Origin of the sequence: Kushneria indalinina DSM 14324, assembly GCF_003385845.1 — a bacterium.
Lineage (GTDB): Bacteria > Pseudomonadota > Gammaproteobacteria > Pseudomonadales > Halomonadaceae > Kushneria > Kushneria indalinina.
The window spans coordinates 1-20,132 of the sequence record NZ_QRDJ01000008.1 but is presented as its reverse complement, the minus strand read 5'-3'; the positions used below and the strand labels follow the sequence as shown (position 1 = coordinate 20,132).

Annotated in this window: 18 protein-coding genes and 4 tRNA genes; 1 reads left to right on the top strand and 21 read right to left on the bottom strand. The window is 55.0% G+C overall.

Going from position 1 to position 20,132, the window contains the following annotated elements; all coding sequences use genetic code 11:
• Positions 1-40: 40 nt before the first annotated feature.
• The 21 genes from rpoB to C8D72_RS10995 all read right to left on the bottom strand — a co-directional run bounded on the left by rpoB (position 41) and on the right by C8D72_RS10995 (position 17,939).
• On the bottom strand, positions 41-4,117 hold the full coding sequence (gene rpoB / locus C8D72_RS11095) for a DNA-directed RNA polymerase subunit beta (RefSeq protein WP_115854523.1): 4,077 nt from the start codon (positions 4,115-4,117) through the stop codon (positions 41-43).
• A 252-nt stretch (positions 4,118-4,369) separates the two neighbouring features.
• The gene (rplL, locus tag C8D72_RS11090; protein WP_115854522.1) at positions 4,370-4,744 is read right to left on the bottom strand and encodes a 50S ribosomal protein L7/L12; all 375 of its coding nucleotides are present in this window, start codon (positions 4,742-4,744) and stop codon (positions 4,370-4,372) included.
• Between the two features lie 66 nt (positions 4,745-4,810).
• Positions 4,811-5,320 (bottom strand): 50S ribosomal protein L10, encoded by a 510-nt coding sequence (rplJ, locus tag C8D72_RS11085; RefSeq protein WP_115854521.1) that lies wholly within the window; start codon positions 5,318-5,320, stop codon positions 4,811-4,813.
• Positions 5,321-5,554: 234 nt separating this feature from the next.
• Positions 5,555-6,247: a 50S ribosomal protein L1 gene (rplA, locus tag C8D72_RS11080; protein ID WP_115854520.1), complete on the bottom strand. Its 693-nt coding sequence runs from the start codon at positions 6,245-6,247 to the stop codon at positions 5,555-5,557.
• 2 nt (positions 6,248-6,249) lie between these two features.
• Positions 6,250-6,681: a 50S ribosomal protein L11 gene (rplK, locus tag C8D72_RS11075; RefSeq protein ID WP_115854519.1), complete on the bottom strand. Its 432-nt coding sequence runs from the start codon at positions 6,679-6,681 to the stop codon at positions 6,250-6,252.
• A gap of 82 nt (positions 6,682-6,763) precedes the next feature.
• The gene (gene nusG / locus C8D72_RS11070) at positions 6,764-7,297 is read right to left on the bottom strand and encodes a transcription termination/antitermination protein NusG (RefSeq protein WP_115854518.1); all 534 of its coding nucleotides are present in this window, start codon (positions 7,295-7,297) and stop codon (positions 6,764-6,766) included.
• Positions 7,298-7,305: 8 nt separating this feature from the next.
• Positions 7,306-7,674, bottom strand: coding sequence for a preprotein translocase subunit SecE (secE, locus tag C8D72_RS11065; RefSeq protein WP_115854517.1), 369 nt, complete (start codon positions 7,672-7,674; stop codon positions 7,306-7,308).
• Positions 7,675-7,741: 67 nt separating this feature from the next.
• A tRNA-Trp gene (locus C8D72_RS11060) sits at positions 7,742-7,817 on the bottom strand.
• Between the two features lie 115 nt (positions 7,818-7,932).
• A tRNA-Thr gene (locus tag C8D72_RS11055) sits at positions 7,933-8,007 on the bottom strand.
• A 17-nt stretch (positions 8,008-8,024) separates the two neighbouring features.
• Positions 8,025-8,098 (bottom strand) — tRNA-Gly (locus tag C8D72_RS11050).
• 40 nt (positions 8,099-8,138) lie between these two features.
• Positions 8,139-8,222: transfer RNA gene (locus C8D72_RS11045), tRNA-Tyr, on the bottom strand.
• A 114-nt stretch (positions 8,223-8,336) separates the two neighbouring features.
• Entirely contained in the window at positions 8,337-9,176 is an 840-nt protein-coding gene (locus C8D72_RS11040; protein WP_115854516.1) for a type III pantothenate kinase, read from the bottom strand.
• Entirely contained in the window at positions 9,173-10,153 is a 981-nt protein-coding gene (locus C8D72_RS11035) for a biotin--[acetyl-CoA-carboxylase] ligase (RefSeq protein ID WP_115854515.1), read from the bottom strand. Before C8D72_RS11035 ends, C8D72_RS11040 begins: the two co-directional genes overlap by 4 nt.
• Positions 10,154-10,295: 142 nt before the next feature.
• The gene (gene cydB / locus C8D72_RS11030; RefSeq protein ID WP_115855094.1) at positions 10,296-11,300 is read right to left on the bottom strand and encodes a cytochrome d ubiquinol oxidase subunit II; all 1,005 of its coding nucleotides are present in this window, start codon (positions 11,298-11,300) and stop codon (positions 10,296-10,298) included.
• A gap of 14 nt (positions 11,301-11,314) precedes the next feature.
• Positions 11,315-12,721, bottom strand: a complete 1,407-nt coding sequence (locus tag C8D72_RS11025; protein WP_115854514.1) for a cytochrome ubiquinol oxidase subunit I — start codon at positions 12,719-12,721, stop codon at positions 11,315-11,317.
• 195 nt (positions 12,722-12,916) lie between these two features.
• Positions 12,917-13,825, bottom strand: a complete 909-nt coding sequence (cyoE, locus tag C8D72_RS11020) for a heme o synthase (protein WP_115854513.1) — start codon at positions 13,823-13,825, stop codon at positions 12,917-12,919.
• A 13-nt stretch (positions 13,826-13,838) separates the two neighbouring features.
• Positions 13,839-14,174, bottom strand: coding sequence for a cytochrome o ubiquinol oxidase subunit IV (cyoD, locus tag C8D72_RS11015; RefSeq protein ID WP_115854512.1), 336 nt, complete (start codon positions 14,172-14,174; stop codon positions 13,839-13,841).
• Positions 14,174-14,803 carry a cytochrome o ubiquinol oxidase subunit III gene (gene cyoC / locus C8D72_RS11010; RefSeq protein WP_115854511.1) on the bottom strand — a complete coding sequence of 210 codons (630 nt, stop codon included), beginning with the start codon at positions 14,801-14,803 and terminating at the stop codon, positions 14,174-14,176. The genes cyoD and cyoC overlap by 1 nt, the downstream gene beginning before the upstream one ends.
• Positions 14,804-14,806: 3 nt before the next feature.
• Positions 14,807-16,783 (bottom strand): cytochrome o ubiquinol oxidase subunit I, encoded by a 1,977-nt coding sequence (cyoB, locus tag C8D72_RS11005; protein WP_115854510.1) that lies wholly within the window; start codon positions 16,781-16,783, stop codon positions 14,807-14,809.
• Positions 16,784-16,785: 2 nt separating this feature from the next.
• Positions 16,786-17,667, bottom strand: a complete 882-nt coding sequence (gene cyoA / locus C8D72_RS11000; RefSeq protein ID WP_115854509.1) for a ubiquinol oxidase subunit II — start codon at positions 17,665-17,667, stop codon at positions 16,786-16,788.
• Complete coding sequence (locus tag C8D72_RS10995; RefSeq protein ID WP_115854508.1) at positions 17,664-17,939, bottom strand: hypothetical protein; 276 nt, start codon at positions 17,937-17,939, stop codon at positions 17,664-17,666. Before C8D72_RS10995 ends, cyoA begins: the two co-directional genes overlap by 4 nt.
• Positions 17,940-18,352: 413 nt before the next feature.
• Here C8D72_RS10995 and C8D72_RS10990 point away from each other — a divergent pair, with 413 nt between their 5' ends.
• Positions 18,353-19,720 carry an MFS transporter gene (locus C8D72_RS10990; RefSeq protein ID WP_115854507.1) on the top strand — a complete coding sequence of 456 codons (1,368 nt, stop codon included), beginning with the start codon at positions 18,353-18,355 and terminating at the stop codon, positions 19,718-19,720.
• Positions 19,721-20,132: the final 412 nt, after the last annotated feature.

Below are 20,132 nucleotides of genomic sequence, written 5' to 3'. Positions count from 1 at the left end.
TATCGGGACCCCGCGGACCTTCATAGGATAAAGGCGGCGCTTAGCCTTCCAGCTCGATGTCGATACCCAGCGAGCGGATTTCCTTGACCAGTACGTTGAAGGATTCAGGCATACCCGCCTGCATGCTGTGATCACCGTCGACGATGCTCTTGTACATCTTGGTACGACCTTCCACATCGTCGGACTTGACCGTCAGCATTTCCTGCAGCGTATAGGCCGCGCCATAGGCTTCGAGTGCCCATACTTCCATCTCACCGAAGCGCTGGCCGCCGAACTGGGCCTTGCCGCCCAGCGGCTGCTGAGTGACCAGCGAGTACGAACCGGTAGAGCGCGCATGCATCTTGTCATCCACGAGGTGGTTGAGCTTGAGCATGTACATGTAGCCAACCGTCACCGGACGATCAAACTTCTCACCGGTACGACCATCGTAGAGCGCCATCTGACCGGAATCCGGCAGATCAGCCAGACGCAGCAGCCCCTTGATCTCCTGCTCATGCGCACCGTCGAACACCGGAGAGGCGATCGGCACGCCGCCCGAGAGGTTCTTGGCCAGAGCCAGTACTTCCTCATCGGTCAACTCGTCGATATTCTCCTGGCGCCCGCCACTGGTGTTATACACGTGATGCAGGAACTCACGAATCTCGGTGAGCTGCTGTTCGCGAGCGTTTCGCATCATTCGATCGATCTTGACGCCGAGACCGTGGGCCGCCATCCCCAGGTGGGTCTCGAGAATCTGACCGACGTTCATTCGTGATGGAACGCCCAGCGGATTGAGCACGATATCGACCGGCGTCCCCTCGTCGTCAAACGGCATGTCCTCAACCGGCATGATGGCCGAGATGACACCCTTGTTACCGTGACGACCGGCCATCTTGTCACCGGGCTGGATACGACGCCTGACGGCCAGGTAGACCTTGACGATTTTCAGAACGCCCGGTGCCAGGTCATCGCCCTGAGTGAGCTTGCGCTTCTTGTCCTCAAAGCGCTCCTCCATCTCCTTGCGACGGGTCTCCAGCTGCTCGTCAGCCTGATGCAGCAGCTCGTTGAGCGCTTCATCCTGCATGCGAAGCTTCGACCACTGGGAACGCGGCAGCTCTTCAAGGTACTCATCGGTGACGACATCACCCTTGGAGAGTTTCGGGCCACCGTTGACCGGCTGTCCGGACAGCGTGCGCTGCAGACGCTCAAAGGTTGCGTTTTCGGCAATACGATAGGTTTCCTGCAGATCCTTGCGCACTTCATCCAGCTGCTGCTGCTCGATGGAGAGTGCACGCGCATCCTTGTCGACACCATCACGGGTAAAGACCTGGACATCGATGACCGTACCGCGCATGCCGGTGGAAGCGCGCAGCGACGTATCCTTCACGTCACTGGCCTTCTCACCGAAGATGGCACGCAGCAGCTTCTCTTCCGGTGTCAGCTGGGTTTCACCCTTCGGCGTTACCTTGCCAACCAGAATATCGCCCGGATTGATTTCGGCACCGATGTAGACCACGCCGGATTCATCAAGCTTGCCCAGCGCCGCTTCACCCACGTTGGGAATGTCCGAAGTGATTTCTTCGGAGCCCAGCTTGGTATCACGCGATACGCAGGTCAGTTCCTGAATATGGATCGTGGTAAAGCGATCTTCCTCGACCACACGCTCCGAGATCAGCATGGAGTCTTCGAAGTTGTAACCGTTCCAGGGCATGAAGGCGATACGGATGTTCTGACCCAGAGCCAGATCACCGGTATCCACCGACGGGCCGTCAGCCAGAATATCGCCGATGGCGATCTTGTCTCCCTGGCGCACGATGGGGCGCTGGTTCTGACAGGTGTTCTGGTTGGAGCGTACGTACTTGGTCAGATTGTAGATATCAACGCCGGCTTCACCGCCGATGATTTCATCCTCATTGACCCGGATAACGATGCGCTTGGCATCCACGGAGTCGACCACACCGCCACGGCGTGCCACGGCGCAAACGCCCGAGTCACGTGCCACGAAACGTTCCATGCCCGTGCCAACCAGCGGCTTGTCCGCCTTCAGGGTCGGGACCGCCTGACGCTGCATGTTCGAACCCATCAGGGCGCGGTTGGCATCGTCATGCTCGAGGAACGGAATCAGGGCTGCGGCGACCGATACGACCTGGCGCGGCGACACATCCATCAGAGTCACCTTGTCAGGCGCCATGAAGGTGGTTTCACCCCGGTGACGAACCTGAACCAGATCATCGATCAGCTGACCGTTTTCATCCACCGTGGCGGAAGCCTGAGCGATGATGAAATCGCCTTCCTCGATCGCCGACAGATGTACAACCTCATCGGTGACCTGCCGGTTCTCTACCTTGCGGTAGGGAGTCTCGAGGAAACCATAGTGGTTGGTATGGCTGTAGGTGGCCAGCGAGTTGATCAGGCCGATGTTCGGACCTTCAGGTGTTTCGATCGGGCACAGACGACCATAGTGCGTGGCGTGAACGTCACGTACTTCGAAGCCTGCACGCTCACGTGTCAAACCACCCGGCCCGAGTGCGGACACACGACGCTTGTGCGTGACCTCGGACAGCGGATTGTTCTGGTCCATGAACTGGGAAAGCTGCGAAGAGCCGAAGAATTCCTTGACCGCCGCCGCTACCGGCTTGGCGTTGATCAGATCCTGCGGCATCAGGCCTTCGCTTTCGGCCATGGACAGGCGTTCCTTGACCGCACGCTCAACGCGCACCAGACCAACACGGAACTGGTTTTCGGCCATTTCACCAACGCTTCGAATACGGCGGTTGCCCAGGTGGTCAATGTCGTCGACATCGCCAAAGCCGTTACGAATATTGATGAGCTCCCTGAGCACGTCAATGATGTCGTCATGGGTCAGAACACCCGGACCTTCGTCGTTATCACGACGCAGGCGACGGTTGAACTTCATGCGGCCCACGCCGGACAGGTCGTAGCGGTCTTCGCTGAAGAACAGGTTATTGAACAGCGATTCGGCCGCTTCCTTGGTCGGCGGCTCACCCGGGCGCATCATGCGATAGATTTCGACCAGAGCTTCAAGCTGCGAACCGGTGGAATCAACACGCAGTGTGTCGGAAATGAACGACCCGGTATCAAGGTCGTTGGTGTAAAGCGTTTCGATGGTCGTAATACCGGCCTGCCCGAGCTTTTCGAGCATCTCGAGCGTCAGCTCGGTATTACAGGCCACCAGCAGCTCACCGGTATTGGGATCGACCTGATCCTTTGCCAGCGTCTTGCCAAGGAGATACTCCATCGGCACGTCAAGACGCTCGATACCCGCCTTTTCAAGCTGACGGATATGCTTCTGGGTAATACGACGCCCTTCTTCAACAATGACATTGCCATCATTGTCGGAGATATCGAAGCTTGCCGTGTCGCCACGCAGACGCGAAGGCACCAGCTGCACGGAAAAACCGTTTCTTTCGACGTGATAGACATCAGTGTCGAAGAAATAGCCGAGAATGTCCTCGGCGCTGTAACCCAGCGCACGCATGAGCACAGTCGCCGGCAGCTTGCGACGACGGTCGATGCGTACAAAGACGTTGTCACGCGGATCAAACTCGAAATCCAGCCACGAGCCGCGATAGGGGATCACGCGTGCCGAATACAGCAGCTTGCCCGAAGAGTGGCTTTTGCCCTTGTCGTGATCAAAGAACACACCCGGGCTGCGGTGGAGCTGAGAAACAATAACGCGTTCGGTACCGTTGACCACAAAGGTACCGTTTTCGGTCATCAGGGGGATTTCCCCCATGTAGACTTCCTGCTCCTTGATATCCTTGATCGCCTTGTTGGACGACTCGCGATCGTAGATGATCAGACGTACCTTGACACGCAGGGGTGCTGAATAGGTCACGCCTCGCAGCTGACACTCCTTGACATCAAAGGCAGGAGTGCCGAAGCGATAGCTGACATATTCGAGTGCCGCATTACCCGAGAAGCTTTCAATCGGGAACACGGACTTGAAGGCGGCATGCAGACCAATATCATGGCGACCTTCAGGGGCACGATCCTGCTGCAGGAAGTCATAATAGGAATCAAGCTGGATGGCCAGCAGGTAAGGCACATCCATTACTTGGGGCAGTTTGCCGAAATCCTTGCGGATGCGTTTTTTCTCAGTGTATGAGTAAGCCATCTGTAATCCCCAGCTTGTTCACCATGAGTGACTGGCGTGATCGGTACACCAGCGGATTGGCTCCATCAGGCGCCAACGGCAAGCTTCCCGGAGGAGAGCTCGCCGCTTGAAGTTTTCCGGATCGCCTTAGCGTACTAGCGGTTTGTCTGTAAGCACGCTAAGCCCATCCGGCAACAGAAAAAGGCCGGCGGCGGTCAGCTCATCTGACCGCCACCAGCCGTCATGCTATAACGCTTTCAGGCAGAACACTGATTACTTGAGTTCCACGGAAGCGCCAGCTTCTTCCAGCTTCTTCTTGGCTTCTTCAGCATCGTCCTTGGACATGGCTTCCTTGAGGGTCGCCGGAGCACCGTCAACGGCGCCCTTGGCTTCCTTGAGGCCAAGACCAGTGATCTCGCGAACCACCTTGATGACGTTGACCTTCTTGTCACCAGCGGCTGTCAGGATCAGGTCAAACTCGGTCTGTTCTTCAGCGACTTCGGCTTCACCGCCGCCGCCGGGACCTGCGACAACAGCAGCAGCTGCGCTGACGCCGAACTTCTCTTCCATCGACTCGATCAGGTCGACGACTTCCATGACGGACATTTCAGCAACAGCGTTGATGATGTCTTCTTTGCTCAGTGCCATGATTGCATTCCTGTACTTTGCGGGGCAAATGACTGCCCGATGAAATTTGCCTGACTGATACGCCGATCAGGCCGCTTCTTCTTCGCCCTGCTTCTGGTCGCGCAGCGCTGCAAGCGTGCGTACCAGTTTGCCGGCGGAAGCTTCCTTCATGACGGACATCAGCTTGGCGATAGCTTCGTCGTAGGTCGGCAGGCTTGCCAGACGATCGATATCCTGCGCATCGATCAGCTCACCTTCGTAGGCCAGCGCCTTGACTTCAAACTTGGGCTGTTCGCGAGCGAAGTCCCTGAGCAGACGCGCGCCGGCGCCCGGATGCTCAAGAGAAAACGCCAGCAGAGACGGACCAACAAAAGTCTCGTTCAGGCACTCCCATGAAGTGCCCTGCAGGGCGCGACGGGCCAGCGTGTTACGTACAACGCGCAGCTGGACACCGTTATCGCGGGCTTTTTTACGCAGCGCCGTCATGGCGCCAACGTTAACCCCGCGAGAGTCGGCTACGACAACGGAGAGCGCCTGTCCGGCAGTTTCGCTGACCTCAGCGACAATTGCCTTCTTGTCTTCAAGACCCAGGGGCATATTTTCACTCCTCGTGCCGGCCATCCGGGAGGATGGCCATCGTGGTTACCATCTGTTGATAACATACAACAGAGTGGATGATGGCGTGTTGCCGGCTGGCAACAGGCGCCATCTGCGCAGGCCATTCGCTCAGGGCAAACAATTAAGCTGCCCCGTAGGGCAACACCTGCGGTCTTTGACGGCGCCCCGCTCCACCACGGGCACGGGGACCGCAAAGCAATCGGTAAATGTCGATCAGTTCATGTAGGAGTGATCGACGGTAACACCAGGACCCATGGTCGTGGACAGGGAAATCTTCTTGAGATAAACCCCCTTGGAAGTGCTGGGCTTGAGCTTCTTCAGATCATTGACCAGTGCTTCCAGGTTGCCACGCAGGGCTTCAGGCGTGAAATCAACCTTGCCGATACCGGCATGGATGATGCCGTTCTTGTCGGTACGAAAACGTACCTGACCGGCCTTGGCATTCTTGACGGCAGTCGCCACGTCAGGCGTCACCGTGCCTACCTTGGGGTTGGGCATCAGACCGCGCGGGCCCAGAATCTGACCCAGCTGGCCGACGACGCGCATGGCATCCGGCGCTGCGATAACAACGTCAAAATCGAGGTTGCCCTTTTTGACTTCCGCGGCCAGGTCATCCATGCCAACGATTTCAGCACCGGCCTCACGAGCTGCATCAGCAGCCGCGCCCTGAGCGAAAACCGCAACGCGAACATCACGACCGGTGCCGTTGGGCAGTACGGTAGCGCCACGCACCACCTGGTCCGATTTACGCGGATCAACACCCAGATTGACAGCGACTTCCACACTTTCCTTGAATTTCACGGAAGAAATTTCGGACAGCAGTGCGGTGGCTTCATCGACACTGTAAACGCGCGAGCTATTAACGCGATCGCGCGTCATCTTCATGCGTCTGGAAAGCTTGGCCATGATCAGAGACCCTCCACGTTCAGGCCCATGCTGCGTGCAGTACCAGCAATGGTGCGCAATGCAGCTTCAAGGTCGGCAGCCGTCAGGTCAGGCTCTTTCGTGCGGGCGATCTCTTCGATCTGCTCACGCGTTACCGTACCAACCTTGTTCTTGTTCGGCTCACCAGAACCGGACTTGATACCTGCAGCCTTCTTGAGCAGGACCGGCGCCGGCGGCGTCTTGGTAATGAACGTAAAGCTGCGATCGGAATAGACCGTGATAACCACGGGTGTCGGCAGACCGGCTTCCATGTCCTGGGTTTCTGCGTTGAACGCCTTGCAGAACTCCATGATGTTGACGCCGTGCTGACCGAGTGCCGGGCCTACCGGCGGACTGGGGTTGGCTTTACCCGCTGCAACCTGCAGCTTGATGTAAGCCTGAACTTTTTTGGCCATGATGGACTCCGATTGGGTAATAGCGCCTTGCGGCTCCCCTGACTATCGATGCAGCGCTGCTGCACCACCAGCACCCTCGAGCCTAGAGCTTCTCGACCTGCGAGAACTCAAGCTCAACGGGAGTAGAGCGCCCGAAGATCAGAACACTGACCTGCAGGCGACTCTTTTCATAATTGACTTCTTCAACCACGCCATTGAAATCTGCAAAGGGACCATCGGCTACACGGACGGTCTCACCAGCATCAAACATGGTCTTGGGACGTGGTTTCTCGGTACCGTCCTGCACACGACGCAGGATGGCTTCTGCCTCGTTCGGCGTAATGGGAGCAGGCTTTTCGGGCGTCCCGCCGATAAACCCCATCACCCTGGGCGTTTCGTTAACGAGATGCCAGCTACGGTCATCCATCGCCATTTCAACCAGCACGTAACCGGGATAAAACTTGCGCTCGCTCTTGCGGCGCTTCCCATCGCGCATTTCAACGACTTCTTCCGTAGGCACCAGTATCTCGCCGAAATGATCTTCCATTTCGTAAAGCTTCACACGCTCGAGCAGTGAACGCATGACCTGCTTTTCAAAACCAGAATAGGCGTGGACAACGTACCAGCGCTTAGTCATGCAAGCTCCTAACCAATGAGAGTCGACACCAGCCAACCGAAAAACATATCAATCAGCCAGAGCAACAGGCCCACGATGACAACTGCGCCCAGCACGATAGCGGTCGTTTGAAAGGTTTCCTGGCGCGTCGGCCAGACAACACGCTGAATTTCCTTCTTGGCGTTTTTGGCGAGCGAAGTCAGCTCACGCCCTCGACTGGTCGTCAGCGCAATGCCCAGTGCCGCCACTACCAGCACAACAACGCCGACCACACGATAAATCATCGGCTGATCGGCAAAATAGACATTACCCGCTACCGCAACAGCGACAAGCACCACGGCAGCAGCCCACTTGAGCGCATCAAAACGGGTATCCTGCACTTCGGCGGTCTGTTTCATGGGGAAGAAAACTCCTCAGGAGTGCGGCAATCGATTTACACACAAAAGCTGCCAATCTGAGGAAGACTGGCAGGCCAGGAGGGACTCGAACCCCCAACCTGCGGTTTTGGAGACCGCTGCTCTGCCAATTGAGCCACTGGCCTGTAACATTGTCGTCGTGATCGCCTTTGCGAGCGGCGTGCACGATATCAAAAAGCCCGATGCACGACAACCCACACATCAGACTAAAAAGGGCGACCCCCTTCGGCTCGCCCTGAATGGAGCTCATGGACGGAATTGAACCGTCGACCTCACCCTTACCAAGGGTGTGCTCTACCCCTGAGCTACATGAGCATAACCCTTTATACAACTGGAGCGGGCAGCGGGAATCGAACCCGCATCATCAGCTTGGAAGGCTGAGGTTCTGCCATTAAACTATGCCCGCTTACCCAATCTTCCAATCACTGCATGACCGGAAAAAATCTTGGTGGAGGGAGGAGGATTCGAACCTCCGAAGCTTTCGCGGCAGATTTACAGTCTGCTCCCTTTGGCCACTCGGGAATCCCTCCAACTTGGCGGCAAATTATACCGACCCATAAAGACTTGTCAAGTCTTTTCCCCTCGACTGGTATGCACGGCTCTTGCGCCGACATCTCCTGCCTTGTGGAACGCGGCGCATTCTGTCAGAGCATTTGCGTGAAAGCAAGCGCCCTGCGTATTTCCTTTAATTCAGCCGGCCTGATCACTTCGGGCATGCCTGCCAATGCGCCCTGTTCTTCTGCTGGCGTCAACGGGAAAAGAGCTTCAAGGCCTGCATAGACCATGTCCGGCCAATGGGCATGCGGCAGACGAAGCCCGCGTGATACAAGCGCCGCATCGCCACCGGTTATCAGCAGTGGCAAGGCAGTGTGCTGACTGTCGCAGACTTCCATGTAAAGACGGTTTATGGCGCTGGTCGCCGCCATGAACACCCCATGATTGACCGCGTCAACGGTATTGGTACCAGGCGAGAGTATCTGCAGCGCATCCTGTTCCGGGTCGATCGCCACCTTGCGAGTGCCGAGCTTGAGGCTCTCCTTCATGAGCCTGAGCCCCGGGAGGATGTACCCGCCAATGTGTTGCCCGCCGGGGAGCACCGTGTCCATGGTAATGGCGCTGCCACAGTCCACGGTGCAGCATCCGCCGGTCAGCTGATAACCGGACAGCACCCCGAGCCAGCGATCCACCCCCAGGCGCTCGGGCTCGTCGTATCCGTTACGAATGCCGAGTGCCTCGGATGTGGAGTGCGCAATATGGATGGCATCAACACGTCGCCTCAAAAGTTGAACCGTGTCTTCCAGCACATCCTGACGCGCCACGTTCGATATCCGAATGACGTCAACAATTTCCAGATCCGGAATATCGGCCCCTGAACGCCATTCATCACGCGTCCACATGGCCCCTCGAGCCCGGATTTCACTGGTCCTGCGATCCTTCAGACGCCATTTCGACAGTGTGTTGCCAATATCCAGATCCAGAATCATGGGCAACCACGCAGACTGACTTCACCACCCGTGAATCGCTTCTGTTCATCACCAACACTGACAATAAGGTTGCCGGCATCATCAACCCCTCTGGCGATACCGTCGCTCACTGTATTGCCCTGATAAATTCGGATGGCCCTATCCCGGTAAACATGGCAAGCGTTCCAGCGATCGCGCCAGGCGGGGAATCCTGTTTCCTCGAAGCGCTCCAGCATCTGTATATGTGCCTCGATCATGGCGCTGACCAGTGCATTGCGCGATATATCGGCGGACAGATCAGCAAGTGCGGCAATCGGCTGCTCGATACCCGCCCTGCCCTGTTCAGAAAGTCGAATATTGATCCCGACGCCGATCACTACCTGGCAGGGGCCGGCGGCATCCCCCCGGACCTCGACCAGTATGCCTCCCAGCTTGGCCAGGCCCGAAGGCGTCGATACCAGCAGGTCATTGGGCCATTTCAATTGAATATCCACCCCCTGCTCCGACAGCAGCTCTGCCATGATCACGCCTACTGCCAAGCTCAGGCCCTCCAGCGCCCCTACCCCGCTTTCAAACTGCCAGCCAATGGAGAAGTGAATATTGCCCCCCCATTCACTGTAGAACGATCGCCCACGCCGACCACGTCCGGCGCTCTGCCACTCGGCAAGACAGACCTCACCATGCCCAGCTCCCTGCCCGAAGCGATCCAGCAGGAAGGTATTGGTTGAGCCAATCGAATCCTCTACAAAAAGATGCCTGAGGTGCTGACGCGCAGACCGAGACAGGTTTGCCACGATATCGGCGCCACGAAAGGGCGCTGGTGGGTTGAGGAGACGATACCCACAGCCCCTTGCGGCCTCGACACAGAGCCCCAGCCCTTCGAGCTTGCGCAGCTGTTTCCATACCGCTGTCCTTGACACCCCGATTTCCCTGCCCAGCGCCTCTCCTGAATGGAAGGCACCATCGCTCATCAGTCTGATTAGATCGCTGACACTCATGGAATTACATTCATGGCCTGGAACCCTTGTGTCCACCCGCATCGCGACGAGCATTGTTTTTTACGCACCTGTCCAATGCATGAAAAACAAAAAGGGTACCCCTTTGGGTACCCTTTGTAATCTCCAAACGCTGGATTTGATCTCAGTGATAGCCTTCGCCGGCGCGGACCTTGCCCCGAAAGATATAATAACTGTAAGCCGTATAGGCAAGCACGACGGGTACCAGAACTACATAACCTACAATCAGGAAAGTCTGACTGGCCCGCGCCGAGGAAGCATCCCAGAGTGTAATATCCGGCGGAATGATCAAGGGGAAAAAGCTGATCACCAGTCCCGAAAGCCCAAGAAAGAAAAGCCCCAGCACCTTGAAGAAAAGGCGACGCTCATGCCCATGGGTCACCCCGTGCCAGATACTCCAGGAAAGCAGCGCGACCAGAATGGGGACCGGCGCAAACCAGACAATATTGGGGAAGGTAAACCAGCGCTCTGAAATACGTCCATTGGAGAGGGGCGTCCATACGCTGATGATGATCATGGACGCTACCAGCAAAATCGTCAGAGGACGCGAAAGCTGATAAAAGCGCTTTTGCAGATCACCCTCTGTCTTCATGATCAGCCAGCCGGCACCAAGAAGTGCATAACCTGCCATGAGCGCCAGCCCGGTAAACAATGCAAACGGTGAGAACCAGTCAAAGCTTCCACCCTGATAGGCACGCTCCGATACCGCCAGGCCATTGATGATGCCGCCCAGTACGACTCCCTGACTAAAGGTGGCCACCATGGCACCGCCACTGAACGCAAGATCAAACCATTTACGCGAGCGGTTGGACTTGAAGCGAAATTCAAAGGCAATACCGCGAAAAATCAATGCCAGCAGCATCAGGATCAAGGGCAGATACATCGCAGGCAGAATAACCGCATAAGCCAGCGGAAAGGCACCATACAGGCCGGCGCCTCCCAGAATCATCCAGGTCTGGTTACCGTCCCAGACCGGCGCCACGGTGTTCATCATGACATCACGTTTTTCGTCCCCCTTGATGAAGGGAAACAGGATGCCAACCCCCAGACTGAAGCCATCCATCATGACGTACATGGCGACAGCAAAACCAATCAGCAAATACCAGATGACTGGTAGATCAATAGTCATGCTCATGTCTCCAATCAATTTTGCTCTTCGAAACTGTCATCGGCTGCCGACATGGGGCGCTTGGGCTGGCGCTCATTCCCCGGGCCACCGGCTGGTACCATATTCATGGGTTCGGACTTGATCAGTTTGAGCATATAGTAGATCCCGATGCCAAAGATGATCGCGTAAACCACCATAAATCCGATCAATGTCGCGACCATGCTGGCTACGCTATGCGATGACACGGCATCCGCAGTTCGAAGCATGCCGTAGACCACCCATGGCTGACGCCCCGCCTCTGTCGTGATCCAGCCTGCCAGCAGGGCAATGAAGCCCACCGGAGTGGTAAACAGGGCAATACGCTGGAACCAGCGCGCCTCATAAAGCAGACCTTTCCAGCGCAGGAACAGTCCCAGAACGCCGATACCCAGCATTAGCATGCCCAGCCCCACCATGATTCTGAAACTCCAGAATACCAGCGGCACGTTGGGCCATTCATCACGGGGCCAGTCATTGAGCCCCTGAATCTGACCGTCAAGCGTATGGGTCAGAATCAGACTACTGGCATAAGGTATGGACAGCTCAAACCGGTTGGCAGCATCGTCCACACTCGGCAGGGCAAACAGCACCAGCGGCATCCCTTTCTGCCCCGGCTCGTTCTCCCAGTGACCTTCCATGGCTGCCACCTTGGCAGGCTGATGTTCCAGCGTGTTCAGCCCATGCATATCGCCAGCGATGATCTGTACCGGCAGTGCAACCAGAATGGCCCACATCGCCATGGAAAACATCTTGCGTGCCGCCAGGTCACGACGATTGCGCAACAGGTGATAAGCCCCTACACCACCAACAACAAAACCGACCGAGATAAAGGCTGCCAGCCCCATATGGACAATGCGGTAGGGGAACGACGGATTAAACATGATCTCGAGCCAGTTGGCAGGCTCAAAACGCCCATCGATGACCTCATAGCCTGCTGGCGTCTGCATCCAGCTGTTGGACATCAGAATCCAGGTCATCGAAATCAGGGTACCCACGGCCACAAGGCAGGTTGCCGTGAAATGCAGTTTTTTGCTGACCCGGCCTTCACCGAACAGCATGATGCCGAGGAAGCCGGCTTCCATGAAAAAGGCCGTCAGCACCTCGTAGGTCAACAATACCCCGGTAATATCTCCTGCCCTTTCGGCAAAGCCACTCCAGTTGGTGCCGAACTCATAGGCCATGACGACACCGGAGACCACTCCCAGCCCGAACACCACCGCAAAGATACGTACCCAGAAGCGATACAGATTATGGTAAATCTCGTTACCCGTTTTTAACCACAGCCCTTCCAGCACCATCAGGTAACTGGCGAGACCGATCGAAAAAGCGGGAAAAAGTATATGAAAGGAAACGGTAAAGGCGAACTGGAAGCGCGCCAGGTCTAAAGCATCAAACCCCAGCATTGGCTTGGCTCTCCTGCCTTGGGTTCTGAACAGTCACGGAATCTATGAAGTTAGAGCATTCACACGATAAAGTGAAACCCTCGGGACATCATGTCGCACGATGGCAGATCTGCACTGGATAGAAGAAAACAATCAGAAGCAACCAAAAGGGCAATGCTGATCGACACAAGTATCGTCGATACAGCATTGAATTGGTTAGACGTGCAGAGAAGGGGTCAGGTCAATCTGCGCCGTCGAAGCCTGGGAGACGGGCTTTTGGTAATCGATCGCCATGACGGCACTCAACACGGTAACTACCAGAATCGAAATACCAAAAAGCTGACGCGCCCAGCGGCCATCATCTTCCTTTTGATAACGAGTAATAGCGATGTAGAGCCAGTACAGCGTTATGCCAGTCATGACCACCAGGTAGATGTAGCCGGTATAACCCGTGAACGTGAGCATCATGGCAGCCACACCGAACGCCACGATATAAGCAACGGTTTGCCGCTTGGCGGCAGTCACGCCCCTTGCCACGGAAAGCACGGGAATAGAGGCTGCCCGGTAATCTTCCAGCCGGAAGATAGCAATGGCGTAAGAGTGCGGCATCTGCCAGAGACTGAAGATCAGCAGCACCAGCCACGCACCAAGGTCAAACTGATTACTTACAGCGCAATAACCGATTACCGGTGGCGCGGCGCCTGACAGGCTGCCGATCAGTGTGCCATGAACCGAGTGGCGTTTGAGCCAGAGGCTATAGGCGCCCACGTAAATGACAAAGCCAAACAGGGCCACACCCGCGGCAAGCGGATTGGCAACCAGCAATAAAAGTAAAAAGCCTGCTGCACCCAGCAGGCCCGCCATGATCAGCGCAGAGCGAACATCGATCGTGCCTTCGACAAGCGCACGCTTTTGCGTGCGCGCCATGTATTCGTCAATGTCGCGATCGATGACATTGTTGAACACACAACCGGAAGCAACGACCAGCGACACCCCGATAACGGTGGCGAAAAACAACAGCAGGTCGATGCTTCCTCTCGAGGCCAGAAAGAATCCCCCTGTTACCGAGATCAGATTGCCGAAGACAATGCCCGGCTTCGTTAGCAGGAGATATCTTTTGAGCATCGGGACAGACTTCTTACATCCCTACCATAAGATTATGGTTGAGATGGAACATGATCCACAGCGAGCCCACTACCACAATGGCCACGATAAGAATCGTGAACCATAGCGAGATCATGTTCCAGCGTGGCCCTGAACCTTCATTTAGATGAAGGAAATACACTACCTGCACCACAATCTGTACTACCGCCATGATCATGATAATCGCAAGCGTTGCCACGCCCGAGAGCGCACCGGTCATGACCAGACCAAAAGGAATGATGGTCAGGATAATGGAAAGAATCAGGCCCGTAGTATAGGACTTGATACTGCCATGCTCATGACTTTCCTGGGATTGTTGCTGATTGGACATTAAATGGCCCCCGTCAAATAGACGATGGTGAATACGCAGATCCAGATGATGTGCAGGAAGTGCCAGAACAGGCTCAGACACATCAGACGCGATCGATTCATGTCAGTCAGACCCTTGGTGGCAATCTGAATCAACAAGACGATGGCCCAGATACACCCGGAAGTGACGTGCAGCCCGTGCGTACCCACCAGGGTAAAGAAGGATGACAGGAAAGCACTGCGCTGAGGACCAGCACCTTCGGCAATGAAATGATGGAACTCATAGATTTCAAGGCCGACAAACACTGCCCCCAGCATCAGGGTCAGTGCCAGCCAAAGCATGGTGCCCTGCTTGTTTCCCTTGTTCATGGCCAGCGTTGCCAGCCCGATCATGAAACTACTGGCCAGCAGGACAAAGGTCTCTACCAGGACAAAGGGCAGCTCGAACAGTTCATGCGAGGTAGGACCGCCCGCATAGTTTGTGCCAAGCACTGCGTAGGTTGCAAAGATCGATGCAAACAGTACGCAGTCACTCATGATATAGATCCAGAAACCAAATACCTTGGTCGCTACCGGATCATGATGCTCATGGTCATCGTGCTCATGCCCGTGGGCATGAGCGTCCTGATTGGTCATTGATTGAGTCGACATGTGTTACGCCTGATTTGACAATTTTTGATAACGCTGACTTTCGATGCGCTCGACTTCGGCAGCGGGAACGTAATAGTCAATATCGTCATTGAAGGTACGCAGCACCATGGTGACGAAGATGCCTACACCTGCAACGATCGCCAACCACCAGATATGCCAGATCAGTGCAAACCCGAACACAGAAGCAATCATGCCGATGAAGAACCCTGCCGAGGTATTTTTCGGCATATGGATATCCTGGTATTCGGCAGGCTTCTGTTCACTGACGCCATTTTCCTTCATGTGCCAGAAGGCATCACGCTCTTCAACGACAGGGGTATGTGCAAAGTTGTAGAAGGGTGCCGGCGAAGGAATAGACCATTCCAGCGTACGACCGCCCCACGGATCACCTGTCTCGTCGACATTCTTGTGACGATCCTTGATGCTGACCACGAGCTGCAGCAGCTGACAGGCAATACCACAGGCAATGATTACTGCGCCTATGGCGGCAACGATCAACGGGAAATGCCAGTCCGGATTATCATAGCTGTTCAGACGACGGGTCATGCCCATGAAACCGAGTGCATAAAGCGGCATGAAGGCAGTAAAGAAGCCCACAATCCAGCACCAGGCAGACGCCTTGCCAAGCTTTTCATTGAGCTTGAATCCGAACACTTTCGGAAACCAGTAGGTGAAGCCAGCCAAATAGCCAAACACGACACCGCCAATGATGACGTTATGGAAGTGCGCAATCAGGAACAGACTGTTATGTAATACATAGTCAGCACCCGGCACGGCCAGCAGCACACCTGTCATACCACCAATGGTGAAGGTGATAAGAAAGCCCAGCGTCCACGCCATCGGCACGGTGAACTGCACGCGGCCTTCATACATGGTGAACAGCCAGTTGAAGATTTTGACCCCGGTCGGGATCGCAATGATCATCGTGGCAATACCAAAGAAGGAGTTCACATTGGCACCGGCGCCCATGGTAAAGAAGTGGTGCAGCCAGACAACGAACGACAGTACGGTAATGGCGACAGTGGCATAAACCATGGAGGTATAGCCAAAAAGACGCTTCTTGCAATAAGTCGCGACAACCTCGGCAAAGATACCGAAAGCAGGCAGTACCAGAATGTAGACTTCAGGATGCCCCCAGGCCCAGATGAGATTAACGTACATCATCTGGTTACCACCCATATCATTGGTAAAGAAATGGGTGCCTATGTAGCGATCAAGCGTCAGCAGCGCGATGGTGACCGTCAAAATGGGGAAGGCCGCAATGATTAACACATTGGTGCACAGTGCCGTCCAGGTAAACATCGGCATTTTCATCAGGGTCATGCCGGGGGCACGCATCTTCAAAATGGTGACGAAGAAGTTCACACCGGTCAGCAGTGTACCGATACCTGATATCTGTAGACTCCATATCCAGTAATCCACGCCAACGCCTGGACTGTATTGAATATCGGACAGCGGCGGATAGGCGAGCCACCCTGTTGCCGCGAACTCACCAACACCCAGAGACACGTTGACCAGGATGACACCAGCCATCGTCAGCCAAAAGCTCAGCGAATTAAGAAACGGAAAGGCAACGTCACGGGCGCCGATCTGAAGCGGCACGGCAATATTCATCAGACCCACCATGAACGGCATTGCCATGAAGAAAATCATGATAACGCCGTGTGCGGTAAAGATCTGGTCATAGTGCTCGGGGGGTAGATACCCTTCTGCACCACCCGAAGCAATGGCCTGCTGGGAGCGCATCATGATGGCATCGGAAAAACCGCGTATCAGCATGACGATTGCGACGAGGATATACATCACGCCCAAACGCTTGTGATCAACGGAAGTAATCCACTCCTTCCAGAGATATCCCCACTTCTTGAAATAGGTAATGGCCGCGACTACTGCCAGGCCCATTAGCGCCGCCACACCCAGAACCACCATGACGATGGGCTCATGATAGGGGACGGCTTCGATAGTAAGTTTGCCGAACATATTTACTCCTCAGCCCCGTGATGCGAGCTATCACTCGACGTGATGTAACTGTTGACAATATCGGTGTACAAGCCAGGAGTGACGGCAGAGAAATACTCGACCGGATTGTCTCGGCTGGGCTTGGCCAGCTCATTGAAACTGTCCTGCTGCAGGGTTTCCGGAGCCTGTCGAACGCTGTCGACCCACTGTTGGAACCCTTCATCCGATGTTGCCAATGCCTTGAAGTGCATGCCGCTGAAGCCATGGCCGCTGTAGTTGGCCGACATCCCGGGATAAGTGCCTTCTTCAGTCGCTAACAGATGAACGGTATTTTCCATTCCAGCCATGGCATAGATCTGGCTGCCAAGTTGCGGAATGAAGAAAGAGTTCATGACACTGTTGGACGTCACACGGAACTCGACTGGCGTGTCGACCGGGAAAGCCAGCTCATTGACCGATGCGATGCCCTGCTCCGGATAGATGAACAGCCACTTCCAGTCCATTGCCATAACCTGAATGACGATGGGCTCTCTGTCAGACTCCGGTACGCGATGCGGATCAAGGGCGTGCGTACTGCGCCATGTCAAAATACTCAGCAGGAGGATAATGGCCAGCGGGACAGCCCATACCACCACTTCAATCTTGTTGGAGTGGGACCAGTTGGGCGAGTACTTTGCATTCTTGATGTAGTTGTAGCGCCATGCGAACAGGAGTGTCATGACAATGACGGGGATCACCACAATCATCATCAGAAAGAATGATGTCATGATCAGGTATTTCTGTTCAGCGCCAACCGGCCCCTTGGGATCGAGAAGACTTGACCCCGTACAACCACTGAGCACAAATGCGACAGCGGCAAGCAGTGACACCCTTTTAAGAATGTCTGGATAGTTCCATTTTCTCATCTCACGCTCTCTTGAACGGCCAGCTTGAACACTTCGCTTTTGTCCGACCAGAGGGGCCGGAAATGCGTGACAGGTACCTGCCCGCTTCCGATCACGGTCTGACAGCAACGTTCACGGATGACATTTACCGCGCCAGACAGCCTGACATCGCAGGAGTATCTGATGGTTTTATCGTTGGAAGTGACTGTCCCGGAAACATGCTTGCCGCCTGTGACGGCTTCCAGCAGGGAGATGACATGAAAGTCATCTCCCTGACTGAAAGCGGCAAGCATGACAGTCCTGAATGGCGCTATACGCTACCATTGCTATTGTTCAGTTTTTCGCCTGTTGACTTCAAGTGCTGTGACAAAAGCTTATTTAGAGCTTGGCATTAAAACACATGCCTCCAAAAGGCTTTTAGGTAAGTGAGCACTTCGCCATAAGGCCATATATGGCAAGCATCCTACAAGGACAGAAGCTAAAAATGGCAGGCAAACAGCGCTGCAACAATGCGACAAAACACCGCGGCATGATACATGGAACCTTTCACCAATTCCATTCGTCACAGAGGGATTCTTTTTCGCATAGGCGATGTCGCCTACTGAATGCCAATGCTTTATCAATGCCCCATTAGATCATATACAAATTTCCTGCAGACCGATCAGATCGTTAAAATGATGTCCTGCCTCAAGGTTTTCGGAGAAACATGAAACACATTTCACTAAATGCGGGCGAGTACCGTGCAGTCGCAGGTCTGGGCATATTGTATGCCTTTCGCATGCTGGGGCTTTTTATGGTATTGCCAGTACTTGCTCTCTATGCAAGGGAGCTGGAGGGAGCAACACCTTTTCTGATCGGCATTGCACTGGGTGGCTACGGCCTGACGCAGGCCATTTTTCAAATTCCCTTTGGCACCCTTTCAGATCGTCTGGGTCGCAAGCAGATTATTGCCCTTGGGTTGCTGCTATTTTTTGCCGGCAGCGTCATGGCAGCGCTGTCCACGTCCATCTACGGAGTCATTGCCGGGCGCTGTCTACAAGGGAGCGGTGCCATTGCTGGCGCACTCATGGCACTGCTGGCAGACAAGACAAGAGAAGAAAGCAGAACGACGGCCATGGCAGCCATCGGCATGAGCATTGGCCTAGCTTTCGGTCTGGCAATGGCGTTGGGACCGTTTCTGGCAGAGGCTTTTGGTCTATCAGGCGTATTCTGGAGCACAGCTCTTCTGGCGCTTGTGGGACTTTTGATCCTATGGCGGCTGGTTCCTTCAGCGCCGGCCCGACAGCATCGTGATGTTGGTGTGGATCCAAACCAGCTGAGAAAAATGCTGCTTCAGAGCGAACTCCTGCGACTGAACTTTTCAATTTTCGCCCTTCATGCCATTTTGACAGGCTGTTTTATTGCCCTGCCCATCAGGCTCGAAAATCTCGGCATTGATGCTCAGTATCATGGCTGGGTATATCTGCCTGTCATGGCGGCCGGCTTTTTTGCCATGGTGCCGCTGATCATTGCAGCAGAGAAATACCGCCACATGAAAATCGTATTCATGGGCGCCGTTGCCGCGATGACGCTGGCACTTTTTGCTCTTGGTGAAACAGGGCAGACAAGGTGGGTATTGATTTTATTGTTGCTGGTTTTCTTCACCGGCTTCAACCTTATGGAAGCCATGTTGCCCTCCATGATCAGCAAGCTTTCCCCAGCCGGCGCCAAGGGGACGGCCATGGGCGTATATTCTACCAGTCAGTTTCTGGGAGCCAGCGTCGGAGGCGGCCTGGGCGGTGCCATTGCCGGTCATTTTGGTATCGATGCCGTCTTTCTTTTTGCTGCGGCACTTGGTGCCTTATGGTTTCTGGCCATTTTAAACATGACTGTCCCCAAACATCTCTCAAGCGAAGTTGTTTCACTAAAGGGTAAAGACATCACTGACAGTAGTGGATATAGCCAACAGCTTAAAAATATTGCAGGCATCGAGGATGTACTGGTGGTCCAAGAAGAAGGTGTGGCTTATTTAAAGGTTGATCGCGACACCATTGACCGGGAAGCGCTGACACGATGGTTGCAGACATCATCGTGATTCAAACTTTGCCCCAACAATGATTGTTCATCAAAAAGGCATCCATCAGGGTGCCTTTTTATTGCCTTCAACCCAGAAAAGACGAATACATCCAATGCAATTAAAGCATTGGTCTGGTACGCAGACCTGTGGAAGCTCTTGCAGTTTTTTCAGTTGGCTGCGGATTTCGGTGGGCACCGAGGCCGAGATGGCAGCACTGGTGGCGGCGCTGGAAGCGCTGCCGGCCGCGTCCTGAGGATCCGCCCGGCGGTCACGTCAGTGACCGCCGGGCCGGGGACAGCGCCGGCGGCGGCCATGTGACCGTGGCCGACGGCGGACATAAAAGAACCCCGGTCCTGTTAAGGACCGGGGTTCGGAAGGGGTGCCTGACGATGACCTACTCTCACATGGGGAGACCCCACACTACCATCGG